Source organism: Streptomyces sp. NPDC005017 (assembly GCF_042873115.1).
GTDB lineage: Bacteria > Actinomycetota > Actinomycetes > Streptomycetales > Streptomycetaceae > Streptomyces.
In genome coordinates this window covers 77,722-99,414 of sequence record NZ_JBIALD010000026.1, presented here as the reverse complement: position 1 = coordinate 99,414, position 21,693 = coordinate 77,722, and the positions used below count along the sequence as shown (strand labels likewise).

General features: G+C 70.9%; 20 protein-coding genes, 1 pseudogene and 1 riboswitch. Of the genes and pseudogenes, 8 read left to right on the top strand and 13 right to left on the bottom strand.

Going from position 1 to position 21,693, the window contains the following annotated elements; translation table 11 throughout:
- Positions 1 to 3: 3 nt before the first annotated feature.
- Both ACFYR0_RS30750 and ACFYR0_RS30745 read right to left on the bottom strand, forming a co-directional pair.
- Positions 4 to 253: pseudogene (locus ACFYR0_RS30750) on the bottom strand (spermidine/putrescine ABC transporter substrate-binding protein); the annotation flags it as partial.
- Positions 254 to 545: 292 nt separating this feature from the next.
- Positions 546 to 1,985: a gamma-aminobutyraldehyde dehydrogenase gene (locus ACFYR0_RS30745; protein WP_389335259.1), complete on the bottom strand. Its 1,440-nt coding sequence runs from the start codon at positions 1,983 to 1,985 to the stop codon at positions 546 to 548.
- A gap of 163 nt (positions 1,986 to 2,148) precedes the next feature.
- Here ACFYR0_RS30745 and ACFYR0_RS30740 point away from each other — a divergent pair, with 163 nt between their 5' ends.
- From ACFYR0_RS30740 to ACFYR0_RS30710, 7 genes are all read left to right on the top strand, one after another.
- Positions 2,149 to 2,664: an Lrp/AsnC family transcriptional regulator gene (locus ACFYR0_RS30740; RefSeq protein WP_389335256.1), complete on the top strand. Its 516-nt coding sequence runs from the start codon at positions 2,149 to 2,151 to the stop codon at positions 2,662 to 2,664.
- A gap of 19 nt (positions 2,665 to 2,683) precedes the next feature.
- Positions 2,684 to 4,048, top strand: coding sequence for an aspartate aminotransferase family protein (locus ACFYR0_RS30735; RefSeq protein ID WP_386378004.1), 1,365 nt, complete (start codon positions 2,684 to 2,686; stop codon positions 4,046 to 4,048).
- Between the two features lie 193 nt (positions 4,049 to 4,241).
- The gene (locus ACFYR0_RS30730; protein WP_389335252.1) at positions 4,242 to 4,982 is read left to right on the top strand and encodes an ABC transporter ATP-binding protein; all 741 of its coding nucleotides are present in this window, start codon (positions 4,242 to 4,244) and stop codon (positions 4,980 to 4,982) included.
- On the top strand, positions 4,964 to 6,430 hold the full coding sequence (locus ACFYR0_RS30725) for a hypothetical protein (protein ID WP_389335249.1): 1,467 nt from the start codon (positions 4,964 to 4,966) through the stop codon (positions 6,428 to 6,430). The genes ACFYR0_RS30730 and ACFYR0_RS30725 overlap by 19 nt, the downstream gene beginning before the upstream one ends.
- A 137-nt stretch (positions 6,431 to 6,567) precedes the next feature.
- Positions 6,568 to 6,975, top strand: coding sequence for a VOC family protein (locus ACFYR0_RS30720; protein WP_389335247.1), 408 nt, complete (start codon positions 6,568 to 6,570; stop codon positions 6,973 to 6,975).
- Positions 6,976 to 7,060: 85 nt separating this feature from the next.
- A complete protein-coding gene (locus ACFYR0_RS30715; protein ID WP_389335245.1) occupies positions 7,061 to 8,185 on the top strand; it encodes an LOG family protein in 1,125 nt (374 codons plus the stop codon).
- Positions 8,186 to 8,388: 203 nt separating this feature from the next.
- The gene (locus tag ACFYR0_RS30710) at positions 8,389 to 9,045 is read left to right on the top strand and encodes an LAETG motif-containing sortase-dependent surface protein (protein WP_389335243.1); all 657 of its coding nucleotides are present in this window, start codon (positions 8,389 to 8,391) and stop codon (positions 9,043 to 9,045) included.
- Between the two features lie 99 nt (positions 9,046 to 9,144).
- Here ACFYR0_RS30710 and ACFYR0_RS30705 read toward each other — a convergent pair whose 3' ends face one another.
- From ACFYR0_RS30705 to rpsB, 11 genes are all read right to left on the bottom strand, one after another.
- Positions 9,145 to 9,930, bottom strand: coding sequence for a maleylpyruvate isomerase family mycothiol-dependent enzyme (locus ACFYR0_RS30705; protein WP_389335241.1), 786 nt, complete (start codon positions 9,928 to 9,930; stop codon positions 9,145 to 9,147).
- Between the two features lie 232 nt (positions 9,931 to 10,162).
- Entirely contained in the window at positions 10,163 to 11,182 is a 1,020-nt protein-coding gene (locus tag ACFYR0_RS30700; protein ID WP_389335239.1) for an ABC transporter ATP-binding protein, read from the bottom strand.
- Positions 11,182 to 12,843, bottom strand: coding sequence for an ABC transporter permease (locus ACFYR0_RS30695; RefSeq protein WP_389335236.1), 1,662 nt, complete (start codon positions 12,841 to 12,843; stop codon positions 11,182 to 11,184). Before ACFYR0_RS30695 ends, ACFYR0_RS30700 begins: the two co-directional genes overlap by 1 nt.
- A complete protein-coding gene (locus ACFYR0_RS30690) occupies positions 12,819 to 13,901 on the bottom strand; it encodes a thiamine ABC transporter substrate binding subunit (protein WP_389335233.1) in 1,083 nt (360 codons plus the stop codon). Before ACFYR0_RS30690 ends, ACFYR0_RS30695 begins: the two co-directional genes overlap by 25 nt.
- Positions 13,902 to 13,980: 79 nt before the next feature.
- Positions 13,981 to 14,088, bottom strand: a riboswitch (TPP riboswitch).
- Positions 14,089 to 14,122: 34 nt separating this feature from the next.
- The gene (gene rlmN / locus ACFYR0_RS30685; protein WP_389335230.1) at positions 14,123 to 15,229 is read right to left on the bottom strand and encodes a 23S rRNA (adenine(2503)-C(2))-methyltransferase RlmN; all 1,107 of its coding nucleotides are present in this window, start codon (positions 15,227 to 15,229) and stop codon (positions 14,123 to 14,125) included.
- 170 nt (positions 15,230 to 15,399) lie between these two features.
- The gene (locus ACFYR0_RS30680; protein WP_389335227.1) at positions 15,400 to 15,846 is read right to left on the bottom strand and encodes an SRPBCC family protein; all 447 of its coding nucleotides are present in this window, start codon (positions 15,844 to 15,846) and stop codon (positions 15,400 to 15,402) included.
- A gap of 169 nt (positions 15,847 to 16,015) precedes the next feature.
- Positions 16,016 to 17,176, bottom strand: coding sequence for a phosphatidate cytidylyltransferase (locus ACFYR0_RS30675; protein WP_389335224.1), 1,161 nt, complete (start codon positions 17,174 to 17,176; stop codon positions 16,016 to 16,018).
- Complete coding sequence (gene frr, locus ACFYR0_RS30670; RefSeq protein ID WP_386378019.1) at positions 17,176 to 17,733, bottom strand: ribosome recycling factor; 558 nt, start codon at positions 17,731 to 17,733, stop codon at positions 17,176 to 17,178. The genes ACFYR0_RS30675 and frr overlap by 1 nt, the downstream gene beginning before the upstream one ends.
- Before the next feature lie 143 nt (positions 17,734 to 17,876).
- Entirely contained in the window at positions 17,877 to 18,635 is a 759-nt protein-coding gene (gene pyrH, locus ACFYR0_RS30665) for a UMP kinase (RefSeq protein ID WP_389335221.1), read from the bottom strand.
- 195 nt (positions 18,636 to 18,830) lie between these two features.
- Positions 18,831 to 19,667: a translation elongation factor Ts gene (gene tsf, locus ACFYR0_RS30660; RefSeq protein WP_389335218.1), complete on the bottom strand. Its 837-nt coding sequence runs from the start codon at positions 19,665 to 19,667 to the stop codon at positions 18,831 to 18,833.
- A gap of 182 nt (positions 19,668 to 19,849) precedes the next feature.
- On the bottom strand, positions 19,850 to 20,737 hold the full coding sequence (gene rpsB, locus ACFYR0_RS30655) for a 30S ribosomal protein S2 (protein WP_389335215.1): 888 nt from the start codon (positions 20,735 to 20,737) through the stop codon (positions 19,850 to 19,852).
- Positions 20,738 to 21,006: 269 nt separating this feature from the next.
- Here rpsB and ACFYR0_RS30650 point away from each other — a divergent pair, with 269 nt between their 5' ends.
- Positions 21,007 to 21,642, top strand: coding sequence for a murein hydrolase activator EnvC family protein (locus ACFYR0_RS30650; RefSeq protein WP_389335212.1), 636 nt, complete (start codon positions 21,007 to 21,009; stop codon positions 21,640 to 21,642).
- The last annotated feature ends 51 nt before the right edge of the window (positions 21,643 to 21,693 follow it).

Here is a 21,693-nt window from a genome sequence, read left to right as displayed (position 1 = left end):
TCGTCACAACCCGGCGATCGCGTTCCACCGTCTGCCGAACTCCGTGCGCCCCCGGCCGTGACGCCCGGGCGACGGCCGGCCGCGCGCGCATCGCGTCGTCGGGGAAGATCAGCGGGTTCTCGGCCAGCTCGGCGGTCTCCCCGTCCTTGACCGAGGCCAGCACGTCACGGGCGGCGGGCACCGGGCAGACGTAGTTCACCCAGGCGGCCAGCTCGGCGGCGGCGACCTCGGGGTCGTAGTAGTGGTCGACGACGTCGAGCGGAAACGAGGCCGGCCGACACGTTGTCGAGGGCGGGCCGACAGTGATGCCGACGCCTTTTTTGGGGGGCGCGGAGCACCGCTTTTTTCGGGGGCGCGGGGAACTGCCTTCTTGGGGGCGCGGGGAACTGCGCAAAAGCACCCACGGCCGGCGCTCGCACCCGCGAAGGCGTTCCCGGCCACGACGCGACCCCGGACGCTCCGCCCTCCGTCCGGGGCCGACTGGGCCGAGTGGGCCGCCCGGAGCCGCCGAGGCAGCCCGGGCCGACCGCTCTCGCGCGGAGCGCTTACGCGTCCAGCGAGGTCATCACGTGCTTGATACGGGTGTAGTCCTCGAAGCCGTACCCGGACAGGTCCTTGCCGTAGCCGGACTTCTTGAAGCCGCCGTGCGGCATCTCGGCGACCAGCGGGATGTGGGTGTTGATCCACACGCAGCCGAAGTCGAGCTTCTTGGACATGCGCATCGCGCGGCCGTGGTCCTTGGTCCACACCGAGGAGGCGAGGGCGTACTCGACGCCGTTGGCCCACTCGACGGCCTGGTCCTCGTCGTTGAAGGACTGGACGGTGATGACCGGGCCGAAGACCTCGTTCTGGACGATCTCGTCGTCCTGCTTCAGGCCGGAGACGACGGTCGGGGCGTAGAAGTAGCCCTTCTCGCCGACCTGGTGGCCACCGGCCTCGACCTTGGCGTGCGCGGGCAGGCGCTCGATGAACCCGGACACCTGCTTGAGCTGGTTGGGGTTGTTCAGCGGCCCGTAGAGGACGTCCTCGTCGTCCGGCTGGCCGGTCTTGGTGTCGGCGGCCGCCTTGGCGAGCGCGGCGACGAACTCGTCGTGGATGGAGGCCTGGACGAGCACACGGGTGGCGGCCGTGCAGTCCTGGCCGGCGTTGAAGTAGCCCGCTACCGCGATGTCCTCGACGGCCTTGGCGATGTCGGTGTCCTCGAAGACGACGACCGGGGCCTTGCCGCCCAGCTCCAGGTGGACGCGCTTGAGGTCCTTGGACGCCGACTCGGCGACCGACATGCCCGCGCGCACCGAGCCGGTGATGGAGGCCATCGCCGGGGTGCGGTGCTCGACCATCAGACGGCCGGTGTCACGGTCGCCGGTGACGACGTTGAAGACGCCCTTGGGCAGGATCGAGCCGACGATGTCGGCGATCAGGACCGTGGACGCGGGGGTCGTGTCCGACGGCTTCAGTACGACGGTGTTGCCCGCGGCGAGGGCCGGGGCGAACTTCCACACGGCCATCATCATCGGGTAGTTCCACGGCGCGACCTGCGCGCAGACGCCGATCGGCTCGCGGCGGACGATCGAGGTCATGCCGTCCATGTACTCGCCGGCGCTGCGGCCCTCGAGCATGCGGGCGGCGCCCGCGAAGAAGCGGATCTGGTCGACCATCGGCGGGATCTCCTCCGACCGGGTGAGACCGATCGGCTTGCCGGTGTTCTCGACCTCCGCCGCGATCAGGTCCTCGGCGCGCTCCTCGAACGCGTCGGCGATCTTCAGCAGGGCCTTCTGACGCTCGGCCGGGGTGGTGTCGCGCCAGGCCGGGAAGGCCGCGGCGGCGGCCGCCATGGCGGCGTCGACGTCCGCCTGCCCGGACAGCGGTGCGGTGGCGTACGCCTCGCCGGTGGCGGGGTTCACCACGTCGGTGGTCCGTCCGTCGGCGGCGTCCCGGAACTCCCCGTCGATGTAGTTGCGCAGACGACGCAGCTCGGTGGTCACTGCCGGCCCTCCTGTCGAGTGTCCATTCCTTGAGATGCCCACCCTAATCGTTCCGTCCACGGTTTCAACACCCCCCTCCCTTTCAGATCTGCGAAATCCGCACGCATGAATCGCTGAAACAACGAATTTCATCGATCCAGCCTTGCGAAACCGACGAGTCCTCGTGCAGAGTGAGCTCGTGGCCAGTCGAAGCGCAGACCAGAGGGACTCCCGCGAGCCCAGGAACGGCACTCCCCAGCTGGATGCCGTCTCCCTCGCCATCATCGAACAGCTCCAGGAGGACGGCCGCCGGCCGTACGCCGCCATCGGCAAGGCCGTCGGGCTCTCCGAGGCGGCCGTGCGCCAGCGCGTCCAGAAGCTGCTCGACCAGGGCGTGATGCAGATCGTCGCCGTCACGGACCCGCTCACCGTGGGCTTCCGCCGGCAGGCGATGGTCGGCATCAACGTCGAGGGCGACGTCGAGTCGATAGCCGACGCGCTGACGGCCATGCCGGAGGTCGAGTACGTGGTGATGACCGCGGGCTCGTTCGACGTCCTCGCCGAGATCGTCTGCGAGGACGACGACCACCTGCTGGACGTCATCAACAAACGCATCCGTGCCCTGTCCGGCGTGCGCTCCACCGAGAGCTTCGTCTACCTGAAGCTCAAGAAGCAGACCTACATGTGGGGAACCCGATAACCGTGAGGACCCGATAACCGTGAGCACCAAGGACCTCAGCCGATCCGCGTACGACCACCTGTGGATGCACTTCACCCGCATGTCCTCGTACGAGAACTCCCCCGTCCCGACCATCGTCCGCGGTGAGGGCACCTACATCTACGACGACAAGGGCAGGCGCTACCTCGACGGTCTCGCGGGTCTGTTCGTCGTCCAGGCCGGTCACGGACGCACCGAGCTCGCCGACGTCGCCGCCAAGCAGGCGAGCGAGCTCGCCTTCTTCCCGGTGTGGTCCTACGCCCACCCCAAGGCCGTCGAACTGGCCGAGCGCCTGGCGCACGAGGCCCCCGGCGACCTCAACAAGGTCTTCTTCACCACCGGTGGCGGCGAGGCCGTCGAGACCGCCTGGAAGCTCGCCAAGCAGTACTTCAAGCTGACCGGCAAGCCCACCAAGTACAAGGTCATCTCCCGCGCGGTCGCCTACCACGGCACCCCTCAGGGCGCCCTGTCCATCACGGGTCTGCCGGGTCTCAAGGCGCCCTTCGAGCCGCTCGTGCCGGGCGCGCACAAGGTGCCCAACACCAACATCTACCGCGCCCCGCTCTTCGGCGACGACCCCGAGGCCTTCGGCCGCTGGGCCGCCGACCAGATCGAGCAGCAGATCCTCTTCGAGGGCCCGGACACCGTCGCCGCGGTCTTCCTGGAGCCCGTGCAGAACGCCGGCGGCTGCTTCCCGCCCCCGCCCGGCTACTTCCAGCGCGTGCGCGAGATCTGCGACAAGTACGACGTGCTGCTCGTGTCGGACGAGGTCATCTGCGCCTTCGGCCGCCTCGGCACCACCTTCGCCTGCGACAAGTTCGGCTACGTCCCGGACATGATCACCTGCGCCAAGGGCATGACCTCGGGCTACTCCCCGATCGGCGCGTGCATCATCTCCGACCGCCTCGCCGAGCCGTTCTACAAGGGCGACAACACCTTCCTGCACGGCTACACCTTCGGCGGCCACCCCGTCTCCGCCGCTGTCGGCCTCGCCAACCTCGACCTGTTCGAGAAGGAGAAGCTGAACCAGCACGTCCTCGACAACGAGGGGGCCTTCCTCTCCACGCTCCAGAAGCTGCACGACCTGCCGATCGTCGGCGACGTCCGCGGCAACGGCTTCTTCTACGGCATCGAGCTCGTCAAGGACAAGGCCACCAAGGAGTCCTTCAACGAGGAGGAGACCGAGCGCGTCCTGTACGGCTTCCTCTCCAAGGCCCTCTTCGACAACGGCCTGTACTGCCGGGCCGACGACCGCGGCGACCCGGTCGTGCAGCTCGCCCCGCCGCTGATCTCCGACCAGGGGACCTTCGACGAGATCGAGCAGATCCTGCGCGCGACGCTCACGGAGGCGTGGACGAAGCTCTGATCTTCCTCTCAGGTGATCAACACCGGCCCCGGTGCCGTCCGTTCGAGTGAGAAAGGACGTCCCGGGGCCGCGTGCTGTCCGGCCTCGCGCGACCCGCTGCCTAGCGTGCCCTGTGACCGATCGGCCCTGCCTTCGTTCCCCCGCACGGGGGACGAGACACGGGAACTACGGATCTGAACGAAGGTGTACGCCCATGGAGGCCCCGCCGGACAACGACGTGCTCTGGGCACGGTCCCTGCACTACCAGCACAGCGACGGCTCCCCCGCCCTGAGCGGCGTCTCGCTCGGCGTCCGCGAGGGCGAGATCCTCGCCGTCGGCGGCCCGCGCGGCAGCGGCAAGACCGCTCTGCTGGCCTGTCTGTCCGGGCTGGTGCCCGCGCGCCGCGGCGAGGTCTGGTTCAACAGCGTCCCCGTCCACACCATGGGCCCCATGGCCCGCGAACGGCTGCGCCGCGACCGCTTCGGCTGGATCGACCCGGCCCCGGTGCTCGTGCCCGAGCTCAACGTCTGGGAGAACGCCGCCCTGCCGCTGATGCTGCGCGGCACCACCAGGCGCCGCGCCAAGACCGCCGCCCTGGAATGGCTGGAGCGGCTGGACGTGGGCGAGGGCGCGCGCCGCCGCCCGCACCAGCTGACCCACGCCGAACGCCAGCGCGTCTGCATCGCCCGCGCGCTCGCCCCCGCGCCCTCGGTCCTGTTCGCCGACGAGCCGACGGCCCCGTTGCACCGCGCCGACCGCGCCCACGTCCTGCGCACCCTCACCACCGCCGCCCGCTCGCACGGCATCACCGTCGTGCTGGCCACCCATGACGCGGAGACCGCCGCCCTCGCCGACCGCACGGTGTCCCTGCTGGACGGCCGCCGGGTGAACACGGTCCATCTGCCTCCCATGGCCGACGCGGAAGGCCGGGCCACGTGCTCGCTCTCCGTCTGAGCCGCGGCGCCCGCCCGGCCGTCCAGCTACGCCGACTGCTGGTCGCGGCCGCCTCGGCGGGCACGGGCTTCCTGCTGCTGTGCGCCCTCGGCCACGCCCTGACCCACCCGGACTCCCCCGCCGCCTCCGCCCTGCGGCTGGCCTGGTGCGCGGCGCCGCTGGCCGCGACGGTCCACTTCGCGGTGGCGGTCGCCCGGGCCGACCCCGGCACCAGGCCACGCGCCGGTCTGTCGGCCCTCGGCCTCGGCCCGACCCGTCTGATGGCCGTCTCCGCGACGACCACGGTCCTGTCCACGCTGCTCGGCTCCATGCTGGCCCTCCTCTTCTTCCTCCATCTGCGCGGCGACCTCACGGGCATGCCCTTCGACGGCGACGCCGCGGACGTCCTGGCCGCCGACCGGCCGCTGCCCCTCCCCGGGGCCCTGACGCTCCTCTCCCTGGTCCCGGTCATCGCCTCCGTATCGGTGGCCGTCGCCCTGCGCCCGCGCGAACCCCGGCGAGCGGACGCCCCCCGCGTCTTCGGCCGCTTCGGCGCGTACGGCCGGGCGGGTTCGCCCGACACGTTCGGCGCCTACGGCCGCTTCGGCGCACGGTCGGACAGCCCCCGACCGGACAGGGCACGCCCGGACGGTGCGCGGCCGGACACCGCAGGGTCCGACGGCCCGGATTCCGGCCACCCACGGCCGGACGACCCACGCCGCCCGCACGACCCGGCCGCCGAGCCCGTCGGGCACCACGGGCACACCGCGTCCGTCACCCACCAGGTCCCGGCCCCCGCGAAGGCCCCCGCACAGGCCCTCGCCGACACCGGCGTCCCCCAGGCCGACCCGCGCACCCCGGCACCCCGCCCCACCGCCCTGCCCTGGGGCATCGCCACCCTCGCGGCCGGCCTCACCGTCGAGGCCTACTCCAGCCGCACCGCGGCCCCGGGCGGCCTCCCCCTCCCCGGCGGCCTCACCGGCAACTCCGCCGGTGTCCTGCTCGGCTGGGTCCTCACCGCCGTCGGTCTCGCCCTCGCCGGGCCCGGCCTCACCCACCTGTGCGGCCGTCTGCTCCAGGCGGTCCGCCCCGGCGCCCTGCGCCTCCTGTCCGGCCGCGTCCTCATGGACGAGGCCACCCGCATCGGCCGTCCCCTGGGCGTCGTCTGCGCGGTCGCCTCCGCCGCCTACGCCATGGGCTCCCTTTACGACCCCGACGGCGACACCATCGGCCCCCTGACCACCCTCGGCACCCTCCTGGTCGCCGGCTGCACCCTGGCCACCCTGCTCACCGCCGCCGTGGAGGCCAAGCACTCCCGGGCGGACACCACGGCCGCCCTGCTCCGCCTCGGCGCACCCGCCACCACCCTGCGCATGGCGGCGGCCCTGCGCGCCGGGGCGCTGCTCGCCCTGTTCGGCCCGCTGACCCTGATCGTGGCGGAACTCGCCGCCCAGCCCCTGACAGGCTGACCCGGCCACCGCCCCGAGGACGAGCCGGGACACCGGGCCGAGACCGGCGGAAAAAAGCTCCGCGAGGAGCGATGAGTTCTTCCCGGACCCCCGGTCCAACCCCGTGAACAGCACGACACCGATGGGAGAGACACCACATGTACCAGCAGATGATCTTCGTGAACCTTCCCGTGAACGACCTGGACGCCTCCAAGGAGTTCTTCACCGGCCTCGGCTACACGATCAACCCCCAGTTCAGCGACGAGAACGCGGCCTCGGTCGTGATCAGCGAGACCATCGTGGCGATGCTGCTCACCAGGCCGTTCTACGCGACGTTCACCGACAAGGAGATCTCCGACGCCTCCAAGACCAGCGAGGTGCTGGTCTGTCTGAGCGCGGAGAGCCGCGAGAAGGTCGACGAGCTGGTCGACCGCGCGATCTCCCTCGGCGGCACCGCCACCGGCAAGACCCAGGACATGGGCTTCATGTACGGCCGCGCCTTCGACGACCTCGACGGCCACACCTGGGAGATCATGTGGATGGACCCGGCGGCGGTCCAGGGCTGACCCCGGCGGTCTCGAACACGGTGCCTGAGAGCTGTCGTTCGGATCGGGCCGGCCTGATCCGAACGACAGCTCCTAGCATGAGCGGGTGCAGACGATGCCCGCCCATGCGGCCCACCACAACGACCGCGAGATAGAGACCCTGGAGGAGTTCGACGCGACCGTCGCCGCGCGCGGCACGCTCGCCGGATACCGCGTCCAGGCCGTCGACCTGACGGACCGTACGCGCGAACTCCTCACCACCGACACCACGGGCGCCGTCTTCCTCGGCTGCCCGATGCGCGAGAACGCCGCCGCGAAGATACGCACCGACGGCGCGATGGTCCTCCCGCCCTTCCCGGACCTCCCCTTCGACCCGTACCGCGGACTGCTCTACACCCCGGACGAACTCTTCTCCTCCCTCTCCGAACGCGGCTACGAGGCCACGCCCGACGCCCGCGCCTACGCCTGGCTGCAGCGGACGAAGGCGAACCGGGACGTCCTCTCCTCCATGCTCCGCGCCATCCACGACGACTCCGTCTCGGACGCGCTCGACGAACTCCTCACCGGTGCCCGCGTGGTGGGCGTGATGGGCGGCCACGCGATGGCCCGCGGCACCCGCGGCTACGCCGACGCCGCCCGCCTCGGCCGTGAACTGGCCCGCGCCGGCCTCACCGTCGCCACCGGCGGCGGCCCCGGCGCGATGGAGGCGGCGAACCTCGGCGCGTACGCCGCTCCCCACGAGGACGGGATGCTGACGGAGGCCCTCGAACTCCTCGCCAAGGCGCCCGGATTCAGCCCGTCCATCACCGACTGGGCGACGGCCGCCTTCGAGGTGCGCGCCCGCTGGCCCAGGGGCGGCGCCTCGATCGGCATCCCGACCTGGTTCTACGGCCACGAACCGCCCAACCCGTTCGCCGCGCACATCGCCAAGTACTTCGCCAACGCCACTCGCGAGGACGGCCTGCTGGCCCGCTCCAACGCCGGAGTGATCTTCCTGCCCGGCGCCGCCGGCACCTTGCAGGAGGTCTTCGACAACGCGACCCCGAACTACTACGAGTCGCGCGGCGAACCGACGCCCATGGTGCTCGTCGACCGGGAGCACTGGACGCAGCGACTGCCCGCCTGGCCGCTGCTCCGGGCCCTGGCCCGCGACCGCTCGATGGAGACACGGATCGCGCTGGTCGACCGGATCGAGGAGGCTCCGGAGGCGTTGAAACGTCTCGGCGGTTAATAACCAGGCAAAGGCAACGACCGTGACGTGCCCGCGCATTGACACTGCCGACCGCGCGCTTATAAACCTGTGATCCTCGTGGGGAAGTTGAAGCGTCCCTTCCGCGGTGCGCGTTTCGGCTCTCCTCGGATATCAACCCCCCTCAAATAGCACATCACTTAAGGACAAACGTGTCCATATCCCGCCGTAACGCACGTCGTTCCGTGCGTGCCCTCGGTGTCGCCGCCGCTTCCGCCGCGCTCGCGCTCGGTGTCGCTGGCAACGCGCTGGCCTGCGACATCAGCGAGTTCACCGCCGCCGCCGTGTGCGACGGAAACAAGGGCGTCATCACCGTCACCGACAAGGACGCGGCCGGCATCCCCGCCACGGTCTCGGTCTACCTGGAGAACAACGGTGCCGACGAACGCCTGGTCGGCACCCAGGAGGTGAAGGGGTCCGCGAAGGGCACCACCATCACCTTCGCCGAGGACTGGAAGCCGAACGCGGAGTACCGCGTCCACGTGGTGGCCAAGGGTTATGTCGACGAGGACATCAAGCCGAACCTCGTGACGCCTTCCACCCCCTGCAAGAAGGGCGACACCCCGGCGCCCTCGCCGTCCACCCCGTCGGCGCCCCCCTCCGAGAGCGCCCCGGCCCCCTCGGAGTCGGCGACCCCGACCCCGACGCCGTCGGCCCCGCAGGACGCGAGCGAACCGCCCGCGAGCAACGCCCCCTCGCCCGCGGCCGGAGAGTCCAACCTCGCCGAGACCGGCGCCGGCTCCAACACCGGTCTCATCGCCGGTGTCGCGGCCGCCCTGGTCGTGGTCGGCGGCGGCGCGGTGTTCTTCGGTATGCGCCGACGCGGCTCGAACGGCCGCTGACCTCTCGCGCCACCGGGGCGGCGCCCGGCGCCGCCCCCGCTTCGCGGCAGGAGGAGCGGGTCATCGCCCCGGGCCATCGGCCCGGCCCGTCGTCCGGGGTCACTCGAAGGTGGCCCGCTCCAGCCAGAACTCCAGCAGTTCGCGCTCACCGAGCACCTCCAGTCCCGGGCTGTCCAGGGGGACCCTGCGGTAGAAGGCGAGCAGCACCGAGGTGAGCGGGCCGCGCAGCGCGACGGTCGCCTTCTCGTGGCCGCGTCGCCAGACGACCCCGTCACCGGGCAGCTCTATGATCCACTCCGCGTTCAGCGCGGCCGGGGTGTCGGTGGCGTGGAGGTGGACCGTGCTGCCGGGCACCTCCGGCCGTATCGGCTGCTCGCGCTCCAGCCACTGGACTATCCGGAGCCACTCGTCGACCGCGTCGGCGGCCACCTCGGGCGCGACCTCGTAGGGCAGGCCGGCCGCGAGGGTCGCGTCAGCGCGGTGGACCGTGACCTCGTGGCACATCCGGCGGGCCCAGAAGCCCGTGTCGGACGTCCAGGCCCAGGACCACACCTTGGCGTCCGGCCCGGCCTCCCGCAGCGCCGAGGTGACCAGGTCACCGCTTTCGGCGAGCCAGGCGTCCAGGGCCGCGACGTCCCCCTTGACGACGGGGCCGTCGACGAGCGGGATCTCCTCCTCCGGGATGTCCTGCGAGGCCCGGGTGCGTACAAGCGCATCCACCCAGCGCAGGGCGCCTCCGGTGTGCTCCACGAGCTCCCGGACCGTCCATTCGGGACAGGTCGGGACCGGGGCGGCGAGGTCGGCGCCGGAGGTCACCAGGGACCGCAGCAGGCCGACCTGGTGGGTGATCTCGTCGCAGTACCGATCATGAGTGAGTCGCGTCATGCGTTTCACGATAGGAGCCGGGTGATCGACCGGCTCCAGGTTTTCCACAGCGCCGGTCCGATCATCGCACCGCACCCTGCGGTAGCCGCCTGCCGCGACCACCCCACGTCTCCGGCACCCACCTGCCGCAACCACCCGACGCCCCCGCAGGCCGCGCGACCGCAACTGCGGCGGGGCTGGGGCGGACGCGGACCGCAACCGCACACAGCCACAGCCCCAACCGCGTCAAAGATCACCCGAGGACCACAACCTCCGCCCCGTCGAAGACGGCAGCCACCTCGTCCCCCACCTCGGGCGCGTCCCGCAGCGCGCAGGCCGCCTCCAGCCGGGGCCCCTCAGCAGGCTGGAGGTGAACCGTCACATGGGTGCCGCGGAAGGTACGCGCGGTCACCGTGCAGCGCAGCCCGTCCGCCACCGGCACCAACCGCACCCCGGCGGGCCGTACGAGCACGGCACGGGCTCCCTGCGGAGCTCCCTCCGGGACGGGCAGCTTGCCCCAGGGCGTGTCCGCGGCCTCCCCGGTCACGGTCGCCGGGACGACGTTGTCGAAGCCGAGGAAGCGTGCCACGAACTCGTCCGCGGGCCGCTGCCACACCTCGAGGGGCGTACCCGCCTGGGCGATGCCCCCCTCGCGCATCACCACGACCCGGTCGGCGAGCGCGAAGGCCTCGCCCTGGTCGTGGGTGACGGCCAGCACGGTCGTGCCCAACCGGCCGAACAGTTCCCGCAGTTCGACGACGAGCCGCTCGCGCAGCGACCTGTCGAGCTGGCCCAGCGGCTCGTCCAGCATCAGCAGCCGCGGCCGCGGCGCCAACGCCCGGGCCAGCGCCACCCGCTGCTGCTCACCGCCGGACAGCGCGGCCACGGCCCGCCGCTCGGCACCCGGCAGCCCGACGAGGTCGAGCAACTCCCCTACCCGTTCGCGCTGCCGCTCCTTGAAGGCACCGTGCATCCGCAGCCCGAAGGCCACGTTGCCGCCCACGTCCCGCTGCGGGAACAGCTGGTGGTCCTGGAACATCAGCCCGACGCCGCGCCGGTGCGCGGGCACGCCCCGCTGGTCGCGGCCGTCCAGCAGCACGCGCCCGGCGTCCAGCAGCTGGAGCCCGGCGACGGCCCGCAGCAGGGTCGACTTGCCGCTGCCGCTCGGGCCGAGCACGCACACGATCTCGTGCTCCGCCACCTCCAGGCCGACCCCGTCCAGCACCGCCCGTCCGCCGAGCCGCACGGTCGCCTCTTCACAGCTGAGCAGCACTAGAACTCCCCCGTCCGATCCACGACCACCACTTTCTCCAGCAGGAGCAGAGCGGTGGCGCACACCACCATGAGAATCGTGGAAAGGGCCATGGCCTGGCCGTAGTTGAGGTCTCCGGGCCTGGACAGCAGTCTGGCCACGGCGACCGGCAGTGTCGGGTTGTCGGCCCGCGCGATGAACACGGTGGCCCCGAACTCGCCGAGCGAGACGGCGAAGGCGAACCCCGCGGCGACCAGCAGCGCCCGCCGCACCAGCGGCAGGTCCACCTCCCGCCACACCCGCCACGGCGACGCCCCGAGCACGGTCGCGGCGTCCCGCAGCCGGGCGTCCACCGCCCGCAGCACCGGCAGCATGGTCCGCACCACGAACGGCACCCCGACCAGCGCCTGCGCCAGCGGCACCAGCAGCCACGAGGACCGCAGGTCCAGCGGCGGCTCGTCGAGGGCGATCAGAAAGCCGAAGCCGACCGTCACCGCGGACACCCCGAGGGGCAGCATCAGCAGCGCGTCGAAACCGCGCACAAGCCGCCCGGCGTCGCGCCGGGTGAGCGCGGCCGCGGCGAGACCGCCGATCAGGACGGCGACGAGGGTGGCGACGGCGGCGTAGGAGAGGGAGTTGCCGATCGCGTCGATCGGCGGCACGAGGAAGACACCGCCGTCGGAGGAGGTCAGCTCCCGGTAGTAGCCGAAGTCCGGGGCCTTGAGGGACCGCTGCACCAGCACCCCCAGCGGCAGCACCAGCAGCAGCACGATCGAGACGAGCACCCCCGCGAGCAGGGTCCACTGCCCCGCCCCGCGCGGCCGTCGCGCGGTCCCGGCCGCGTCCACCAGCCGCAGGGCGCTCTCGCGCCGCCGTACCGTCCACGCGTGCACGGCGAGGATGGCGGCCACCGCGGCGAACTGCACCAGGGTCAGCACGGCGGCCGTGGTCAGATCGAAGATCTCGGTGGTCTGCCGGTAGACCTCGACCTCCAGCGTGGAGAAGGTCGGCCCGCCGAGGATCTGCACCACACCGAAGGAGGTGAAGGTGAACAGGAAGACCATCAGGGCCGCGGCGGCGACGGCGGGCCCGAGGGCGGGCAGGGTGACCGTGCGCCACGCGGTGAGGCGGGACGCGCCCAGCATCCGCGCGGCCTCCTCCTGCCGCGGGTCGAGCTGACCCCAGAGCCCGCCGACGGTACGCACGACGACCGCGTAGTTGAAGAAGACATGGGCGAGCAGGATCGCCCACACGGTGGTGTCCAGCCGTACGCCCCACAGCTCGTCCAGCAGGCCGCCCCGGCCGAGGACGGCGAGGAAGGCGGTGCCGACGACCACGGTCGGCAGCACGAAGGGCACGGTCACCACCGCCCGCAGCACCTGTTTGCCGGGAAACTCGAAGCGGGCGAAGACATAGGCGCCGGGCAGCGCGATCAGCAGGGTGAGCGCGGTCGAGGCGAGCGCCTGCCAGGCGGTGAACCACAGCACCTGCCGGATGCCGGGATCGGCGAGCACCTCGCCGATCCGCCCGAACTGCCAGGCCCCGTCGACCCGCAGTCCGCGCTGGACGATCGCGACGACGGGGTAGGCGAAGAACAGCCCGAAGAACGCGACGGGCAGGGCCATGAGCCCCAGCCGCGCCGCGCTCCTCACGCGGGCTACTTCACTACGAGCGAGGTCCATGCCCTGACCCAGTCGTCACGGTTCTCGGCGATCTTCGCCGGGTCCATGGTCTCGGGGTCCTTCGCGGCGGGGCCGTACGCGGTGAACTCGGCGGGCACCTGCGCGCCCTCGGTCACCGGGTAGACGAACATGTTCAGCGGCATGTCCGACTGGAACTTCTCCGAAACCAGGAAGTCGATCAGCTTCTTGCCGCCCTCGGCGTTCTTCGCGTTGCTCAGCAGGCCCGCGAACTCGATCTGCCGGAAGCAGGTGCCCTCGGCGACACCGGTGGGCGCGGCCTTCGGCTTCGGGTCGGCGTAGATCACCTCGGCGGGCGGCGAGGAGGCGTAGGAGACGACGAGCGGCCGCTCCGCCTTCGCGGCCCTGCCGCCGGCCGAGCCGGAGAACTCCTCGTTGTACGCCTGCTCCCAGCCGTCGACGACCTTGACGCCGTTGGCCTTCAGCTTCGTCCAGTAGTCCTGCCAGCCGTCGTCCCCGTAGCGCGCGGCCGTGCCGAGCAGGAAGCCGAGGCCGGGCGAGGAGGTGGAGGCGTTCTCGGTGACGAGGAGGTTCTTGTACGCCGGCTTGACCAGGTCGTCCAGCGTGGCCGGCGGGGCCAGCTTGTGGTCGGCGAAGTACTGCTTGTCGTAGTTGACGCAGATGTCGCCGTAGTCGACGGGCGTGACCCGGTGCTCGTCCTTGTCGAGCTGGTAGTCCGCGCCGACCCGGTCCAGGCCCTGGGCCTCGTAGGACTCGAAGAGGCCGTTGTCGAGCGCGCGCGACAGCAGCGTGTTGTCGACGCCGAAGAACACGTCGCCCTGCGGGTTGTCCTTGGTCAGGATGGCCTTGTTGACGGCCTGGCCCGCGTCGCCGTCCTCCAGGACCCTGACCTTGTAGCCGGAGTCCTTCTCGAAGGCGGCGAGGACGTCCTTGGAGACGGCCCACGAGCTGTGGCTGACCAGGGTGACCGTCTTGGAGTCCTGGCCGTCGGAGCCGGAGCCGGAGTCGGACGACCCGCACGCGGAGAGCGTGACCAGGCCGAGGCCGACGGCCGCGGCGACGAACGTCTTGGTGTGCACTGGATTCCTCCTGGGATGGACCAGGAAGAGACGCGGCCCCGCCCGGGGCCCCTGAGGGCGTCCGGGCAGGGCGCAACAGCTTGAGTGATGACCGAACTTCCTACCCAGAATGACCTGGGCAAGGTTCAGAGGGTCTGCGGCCCGGTTGCCGCACTCTCAGCGCTGTGGCGCTCCCCTGTCGGAATATGAAGATGTGACTGTCCTGGGCGGACGCTGCCAGATTATCGCTCAGTGGCCGCCAGCTGGCCACAGGCCCCGTCGATCTCCTGTCCCCGGGTGTCCCGGACGGTGACCGGCACCCCGTGCGCGGCGATGGCCTCCACGAACGCCTTCTCGTCCTCGGGACGCGAGGCGGTCCACTTCGAGCCCGGCGTCGGGTTCAGCGGGATGAGGTTGACATGCACGGGCTTGCCCTTGAGCAGCCGGCCGAGACGGTCACCACGCCAGGCCTGGTCGTTGATGTCCCGGATCAGGGCGTACTCGATGGACAGCCGGCGGCCGGACCGCTCCGTGTACTCGAACCCGGCGTCGAGCACCTCGCGCACCTTCCACCGCGTGTTCACGGGGACGAGGGTGTCGCGCAGCTCGTCGTCGGGGGCGTGCAGGGAGATCGCGAGCCGGCACTTGAAGCCCTCGTCGGCGAACCGGTGGATCGCGGGCACGAGCCCGACGGTCGACACGGTGATACCGCGCTGCGAGAGCCCGAGCCCGTCGGGAGCCGGGTCGGTCAGGGCACGGATCGCCCCGACGACGCGCTTGTAGTTGGCGAGGGGCTCGCCCATCCCCATGAAGACGATGTTGGACAGCCGCGCGGGCCCGCCGGGGACGTCGCCGTCCCGCAGGGCGCGCATCCCGTCCACGATCTGGTGGACGATCTCCGCGGTGGAGAGGTTCCGGTCCAGTCCGGCCTGCCCGGTGGCGCAGAACGGGCAGTTCATCCCGCACCCCGCCTGCGAGCTGATGCACATGGTCACCCGGTCCGGGTAGCGCATCAGCACGGACTCGACGAGCGTGCCGTCGAACAGCCGCCACAGCGTCTTGCGGGTGGTCCCCGCGTCCGTCGACAGATGCCGCACGACGGTCATCAGCTCGGGGAACAGCGCCTCCCGCAGCCTGTCGCGCGAACCGGCGGGGATGTCGGTCCACTCCTGCGGGTCATGGGCGTACCGCGCGAAGTAGTGCTGCGAGAGCTGCTTGGCACGAAACGGCTTCTCCCCGACCTCGGCCACCGCCTCCTTGCGTTCGGCGGGCGAGAGATCGGCGAGATGCCGCGGCGGCTTCTTGGCTCCGCGCGGCGCGACAAAGGTGAGTTCTCCGGGCTTCGGCATAACCCTTCCAGTGTCGCAGATCGTTACGGGTGGCCTGCGATGCGAGTGCCTCGCCGGTGCATCCCGGGGCCCGGCCGGACATTCCGGCCGGGGCGTCGACCTGCGGGCCCGAAAGGGCCACGCGGGTTGCGTGGACTGTGCGAGCCGCGTCGGCTGTGCGGGCTCGCGGGCTACGTGTGCTGCTCCAGCCGCTGCTTGAGCAGCAGCTCGTCCTTCGGCAGCTCCTTGCGGACCTGGGGGCGCACGACGAGGGGCAGCAGCACCTTGCCCAGTCCGTGGCCCTCGAAGTCGATCTCGATGGTGACCCGGGAACGGCGTCCGTCGTCGAGGGGTTCGATCGAGCCGTGGGTGCGCGGCCTGACAGGGCCCTCGACTCCGTGCAGGTCCCAGCTGTACGGCGGGTCGAGCGTGTCGAACTCCACGGTCATCGGGACCTCGCGGCTGCCGAGGCGACGGGTGACCTTGACCCGGGAGCCAGGGTGCATCGGCCCTTCGTCCAGCTGCTCCGCCGTGACGGCGCTCAACTGCCACTCGGGCAGGTGGGAGGGGTTGGTGACATACGCGAAGACGTCTTCGGGCGTGCGGTCGACGTCGATGGATTCTCGGATGGCGGTCATGGCGACCCCCTGTGAGGTGACCTCCTGTGCGGACGTACACCGAAATCGTCCCACCCGGCACAGTGGGCGGCCAACGCCCCGGGAACGCGGTCGAGCCCCCGCCCGGGAGGGGCGAGGGCTCGACATCGCGTGGATGTTCGACCATACCGACGTACGGCCGAAGGAACGATCAGCCGGAGCCGACGAACAGCACCAGCAGCAGCCAGACGACCGGGGCAGTCGGCAGGAGCGAGTCCAGCCGGTCCATGATGCCGCCGTGGCCCGGCAGCAGGGTGCCCATGTCCTTGATGCCCAGGTCCCGCTTGATCATGGACTCGCCGAGGTCGCCCAGCGTGGCGCTGGCCGCGACCGCGAGGCCGAGCAGCAGACCCTGCCACCAGCTGCCGCCGTCGACCAGGAACTCCATGCACAGCGCCCCGGCGACCATGGCGAACGAGACCGCGCCGAGCAGTCCCTCACGGGTCTTGCCGGGGCTGATGCGCGGGGCGAGCTTGTGCTTGCCGAAGCGCCAGCCGACCGCGTACGCGCCGGTGTCGCTGACCACGGTCAGCAGCAGGAACGTCAGCACCCGCCAGGCCCCGTCGTCCGCGGTGAGCATCAACGCGACGAAGGTGGCCAGGAACGGCACGTAGAACGCGGCGAAGACACCCGCCGTGACGTCCTTCAGATAGCCCTCGGGCGGCTCGGACATACGCCAGACCAGGACGGCCAGCGCGGTGAGCGCCATCGCCACCCAGGCGCCCTCGACGCCCCGGGCGTATCCGGCGACGACCATCGCCGCACCGCCCAGCGCCAGCGGCACGAGGGGCGCCTTGATGCCCTTGCGCTCCTCCAGCCTGCTGGTCAGCTCCCACAGACCGACGACGACGGCGACCGCGACGACACCGACGAACACGGCCTTGACGACGAACAGCGACGCCACGATCACCGCGCCGAGACCGACGCCGACCCCTATCGCGGCACCCAGATCCCGGCCCGCGCTCTTCTTCTGCGGTGCGGGCGCCGGCTGCGGGGCGTCGGGCATGGGCTCCGGATTCTGCGGCACCGCCCGGGAGGGCTGCGCCTGCGGCATGTCGTACGGCCGCGCGTGCGGCGTTTCGTCGCGGAACAAGGGGCCACTCGGCCGAGCGGCCCCCCGGTCGTCATCCTGGTCTCCGCCGAACACGGGTACGTCGGGAACGATGGGCATGGGGCGAGTCTGCTGCGCCTGAGGCGCATCGTACGCGGGACCCGCCGGGGCAGCCCCTTGGACATACCCCTGGCCAGGCCCCTGGTCGGACGGCCCCCAGTACCCGGCTTGTGGCGGCGCTCCCCAGGAAGAGTCGTTCATCAGACCTCGAGCAGCTCCGCTTCCTTGTGCTTCAGGAGCTCGTCCACCTGGGCGACGTACTTCGCGGTGGTGTCGTCGAGCTCCTTCTCCGCACGACGGCCCTCGTCCTCGCCGACCTCGCCGTCCTTGATCAGCTTGTCGATGGCGTCCTTGGCCTTGCGGCGCACGGAGCGGATGGACACCTTGGCGTCCTCGCCCTTGCCCTTGGCGACCTTGATGTAGTCGCGGCGGCGCTCCTCGGTGAGCTCGGGGAACGTCACACGGATGATGTTGCCGTCGTTGCTCGGGTTGACGCCCAGGTCCGAGTCACGGATCGCCTGCTCGATGTTGCGCAGCGCGGTCTTGTCGAACGGGGTCACGACCGCCATGCGCGGCTCCGGTACGGAGAACGAGGCCAGCTGGTTGATCGGCGTCGGTGCGCCGTAGTAGTCGGCCACGATCTTGTTGAACATCGCCGGGTGCGCACGGCCGGTGCGGATCGCGGCGAAGTCCTCCTTGGCGACCACGACGGCCTTCTCCATCTTCTCCTCGGCCTCGAGGAGGGTCTCTTCGATCACCACTTGCTCCTGCGTGTCTTGAGTAAGGCCCGGCTGCGGTACCTCGTCGGGGGCGGCGGCCGGCTGCGTCGCGTCTTCTTCTGCACGGTTCCCGACCGGTAGGACATTGTCCATCCCCGGCCGGGCTCCGGGTGAATCTCCGGTCAGGCCCGGGTGCCCTGGTCACCCACCAGCGTGCCGATCTTCTCACCCTTGACCGCGCGAGCGATATTGCCCTCGGCCAGAAGCTCGAAGACGAGGATCGGGAGCTTGTTGTCGCGGCAGAGCGTGATGGCCGTGGCGTCGGCGACCTTGAGGTCGCGCGTGATGACCTCGCCGTAGCCGAGGGCGTCGAACTTCACCGCGTCCGGGTTGGCCTTCGGGTCGGAGTCGTAGACCCCGTCCACGCCGTTCTTGCCCATCAGCAGCGCCTCGGCGTCGATCTCCAGGGCGCGCTGGGCGGCGGTGGTGTCGGTGGAGAAGTAGGGCATGCCCATACCGGCGCCGAAGATGACCACGCGGCCCTTCTCCAGGTGGCGCACGGCGCGCAGCGGGATGTACGGCTCGGCGACCTGGCCCATGGTGATGGCGGTCTGCACCCGGCTGTCGATGCCCTCCTTCTCCAGGAAGTCCTGGAGGGCGAGGCAGTTCATCACGGTGCCGAGCATGCCCATGTAGTCCGAGCGGGCGCGGTCCATGCCGCGCTGCTGGAGTTCGGCACCGCGGAAGAAGTTGCCGCCGCCGATGACGACCGCGATCTGGGCGCCGTCGCGCACGACCGCGGCGACCTCACGGGCGATCTTGTGTACCACATCGGGGTCCACGCCCAGGCCCCCGCCGCCGGAGAAGGCCTCTCCGGACAGCTTCAGCATGTACCGGCCGCGTACTTTGCCGTCGTCGCTCTTCTGGGCCTTCGTGGTCATGGAGATCCCGCCTCTTTCACGTGTTGCACATACGAAGAAGGCCATTGCCGCCGGGGTGTGCTTCCCATGCTGGCAATGGCCTCCTCGTCAGATCTGCTGTCGTCCGTCACACGCGCGCGGGGCGGTGTGCGCGGACGACTGCGGTCGACCCTAGCGGCAGTCCGCCGCGGGTCGCGCGTCGGTCCCGGTACGGACTCAGATGCCGACCTTGATGCGCGTGAAGCGCTTCAGGGTGACACCGGCCTCGTCCAGGACCTTCTGGACCGACTTCTTGTTGTCGAGCGCGTACGGCTGGCCGAGCAGCGTCGCGTCCTTGAAGAAGCCGTTGACCCGACCCTCGACGATCTTGGCGATCGCGGCCTCGGGCTTGCCCTCGGCGCGGGTGGTCTCCTCGGCGACGCGGCGCTCGGTCTCGACGACCTCGGCCGGGACGTCCTCCTTGGCGAGGTACTTCGGCGCGAAGGCGGCGATGTGCTGGGCGATGCCCTTGGCCACGTCGGCGTTCGGCTTGTCGAGCTCGACGAGGACACCGATCTGCGGGGGCAGGTCGGGCATCGTGCGGTGCATGTACGCGAGCACGAAGCCGTCGGCGTACTGCGCGAAGCGGTCGAGGACGATCTTCTCGCCGAGGTTGGCGTTGGCCTCGTCCACGAACGCCTGGACGGTCTTGCCGGCCTCGATCTCGGAGGCGAGCAGGGCCTCGAGGTCGGCCGGGGAGGTCTTGGCGACGTGGTCGGCGATGGCCTTGGCCACGGCCTGGAACTTCTCGCCCTTGGCTACGAAGTCCGTCTCGCACTTCAGCTCGACGAGGACGCCGGAGGAGTTGTCGTCGGCGATGATCGAGACCACGGCGCCGTTCTCGGCGGAGCGGCCCTCGCGCTTGGCGACGCCCTTCTGGCCCTTGATGCGCAGCGCCTCGACGGCCTTGTCGACGTTGCCGTCGGCCTCGTCCAGGGCCTTCTTGCAGTCCATCATGCCGGCGCCCGTGAGCTCACGAAGCTTCTTGACGTCGGCGGCGGTGTAGTTCGCCATGAGTCTGTGAGTCTTTCTCGAAGTCTGGAAGATCTCGAAGATCTACGGAGTCTTGGTTCCGGATGTAGCCGGGTCCCCTGACATTCCGCTGATCCACGGGTGAACGGCGGGGGCGGGCTTCACCGCGCCTGTGGGGCGCGGGTGAAGCCGTGGCCCCCGCCGTCAACACTGACGCTGACGGGTCAGGCCTGCTCGGCGTCCGCGGCCGGAGCCTCGGTGGCCTCGGCGGCGGGAGCCTCGGCGGCCGGAGCGGCCTCGGCAGCCGGAGCCTCGGCGGCCGGAGCGGCCTCGGTCTTCTTCTCACCCTCGAGCAGGTCGCGCTCCCACTCGGCGAGCGGCTCGCCGGCGGCCTTCTCGCCCTTGTCACCCGTGGCGACACGGGAGCGGGAGATGAGGCCCTCGGCGACGGCGTCGGCGATCACGCGGGTGAGCAGGGTGACGGAGCGGATCGCGTCGTCGTTGCCCGGGATCTTGTAGTCGACCTCGTCGGGGTCGCAGTTGGTGTCGAGGATGGCGACGACGGGGATGTTGAGCTTCCGGGCCTCGCCGACCGCGATGTGCTCCTTCTTGGTGTCCACGATCCAGACGGCGCTGGGCACCTTCTGCATCTCGCGGATACCGCCGAGGGTCTTCTCGAGCTTGGCCTTCTCGCGGGAGAGGACCAGGAGCTCCTTCTTGGTCAGACCGGAGGACGCGACGTCCTCGAAGTCGATCTGCTCGAGCTCCTTGAGGCGCTGCAGACGCTTGTAGACGGTCGAGAAGTTGGTGAGCATGCCGCCCAGCCAGCGCTGGTTGACGAAGGGCATGCCGACGCGGGTGGCCTGCTCGGCGATGGCCTCCTGCGCCTGCTTCTTCGTGCCGACGAACATGACCGTGCCGCCGTGGGCGACGGTCTCCTTGACGAACTCGTAGGCGCGGTCGATGTACGACAGCGACTGGAGCAGGTCGATGATGTAGATGCCGTTGCGCTCCGTGAAGATGAAGCGCTTCATCTTCGGGTTCCAGCGACGGGTCTGGTGACCGAAGTGGACGCCGCTCTCCAGCAGCTCCCGCATCGTGACGACGGCCATGGCCGTTCTCCTCATGTTTCTCGGTTGTGCCGCGGGTGCCGGACGGCTCCCGCGCCTGACGCTCCCGATGCGCCTGCCGCGAAGGACCGAGGGGCGCGAGACGCCGGCGGCTGACCGCCGACGTCGGGGCGTGCGAAGTCGACCCGGTGGCCCGGGTCGCCACCAGAAGTATACGGAACCCGAGAGGTGCCGGGTGACGCCGCTGTCCACAAGCGGTCGAGGGTGCACAGGTCGCGGCGGTTCTCGGCCGGGTGGCCGACGCTCGTGCCATGCGACTGACTCGATACGTCCATCTGATGCGGGGCCTGCTGCTGGGGCTGGCCCTGACCCTGCTCACCTCCTCGGCGGCGGCCTTCGCGCCCGCGCTCGTGTCCGGGGCCGGGCCTGGGGCCGTGCCCGGGTACGGGCCCGCTCCGCCGTCGGCGGAACGCGTTCCGCCGCTGGCCCGGGGCTGGCCCGTGGGGGCGCGTCCGCCGGTCCTGCGCGGCTGGCAGCCCCCGCCCACGCCGTACGCCGCCGGCCATCGCGGCGTCGACCTGGCCGCGGCGCCCGGGACACCGGTACGGACCGTCGCGGCGGGGCGGGTGTCCTTCGCCGGGCGGGTGGCCGGAAAGGGGGTGGTGTCCGTGGCCCTGACCGCCACGGGTGAGCCGCCCCTGCGGACGACGTACGAGCCCGTGCGGGCGGCTGTGCGGGAGGGGGACGAGGTGTCGGCGGGGCAGGTGATCGGCACGGTGGAGGCGGCGGGGTCGCACTGTGTGCGGCCGTGTGTCCACTGGGGGCTGAGACGCGGGGACGCCTATCTCGATCCGCTCTCCCTGTTGCCGCCGTGGCTGCTGCGGCGGGGGCCGTCCCGGCTGCTGCCGGTGTCTCCGCGAGGGCTTGGCGGGGGTGGGTCGGCGTGACCCCGCGCGTCGTGGTGGGCCGGTCGCGCAGTTCCCCGCGCCCCTCTACGA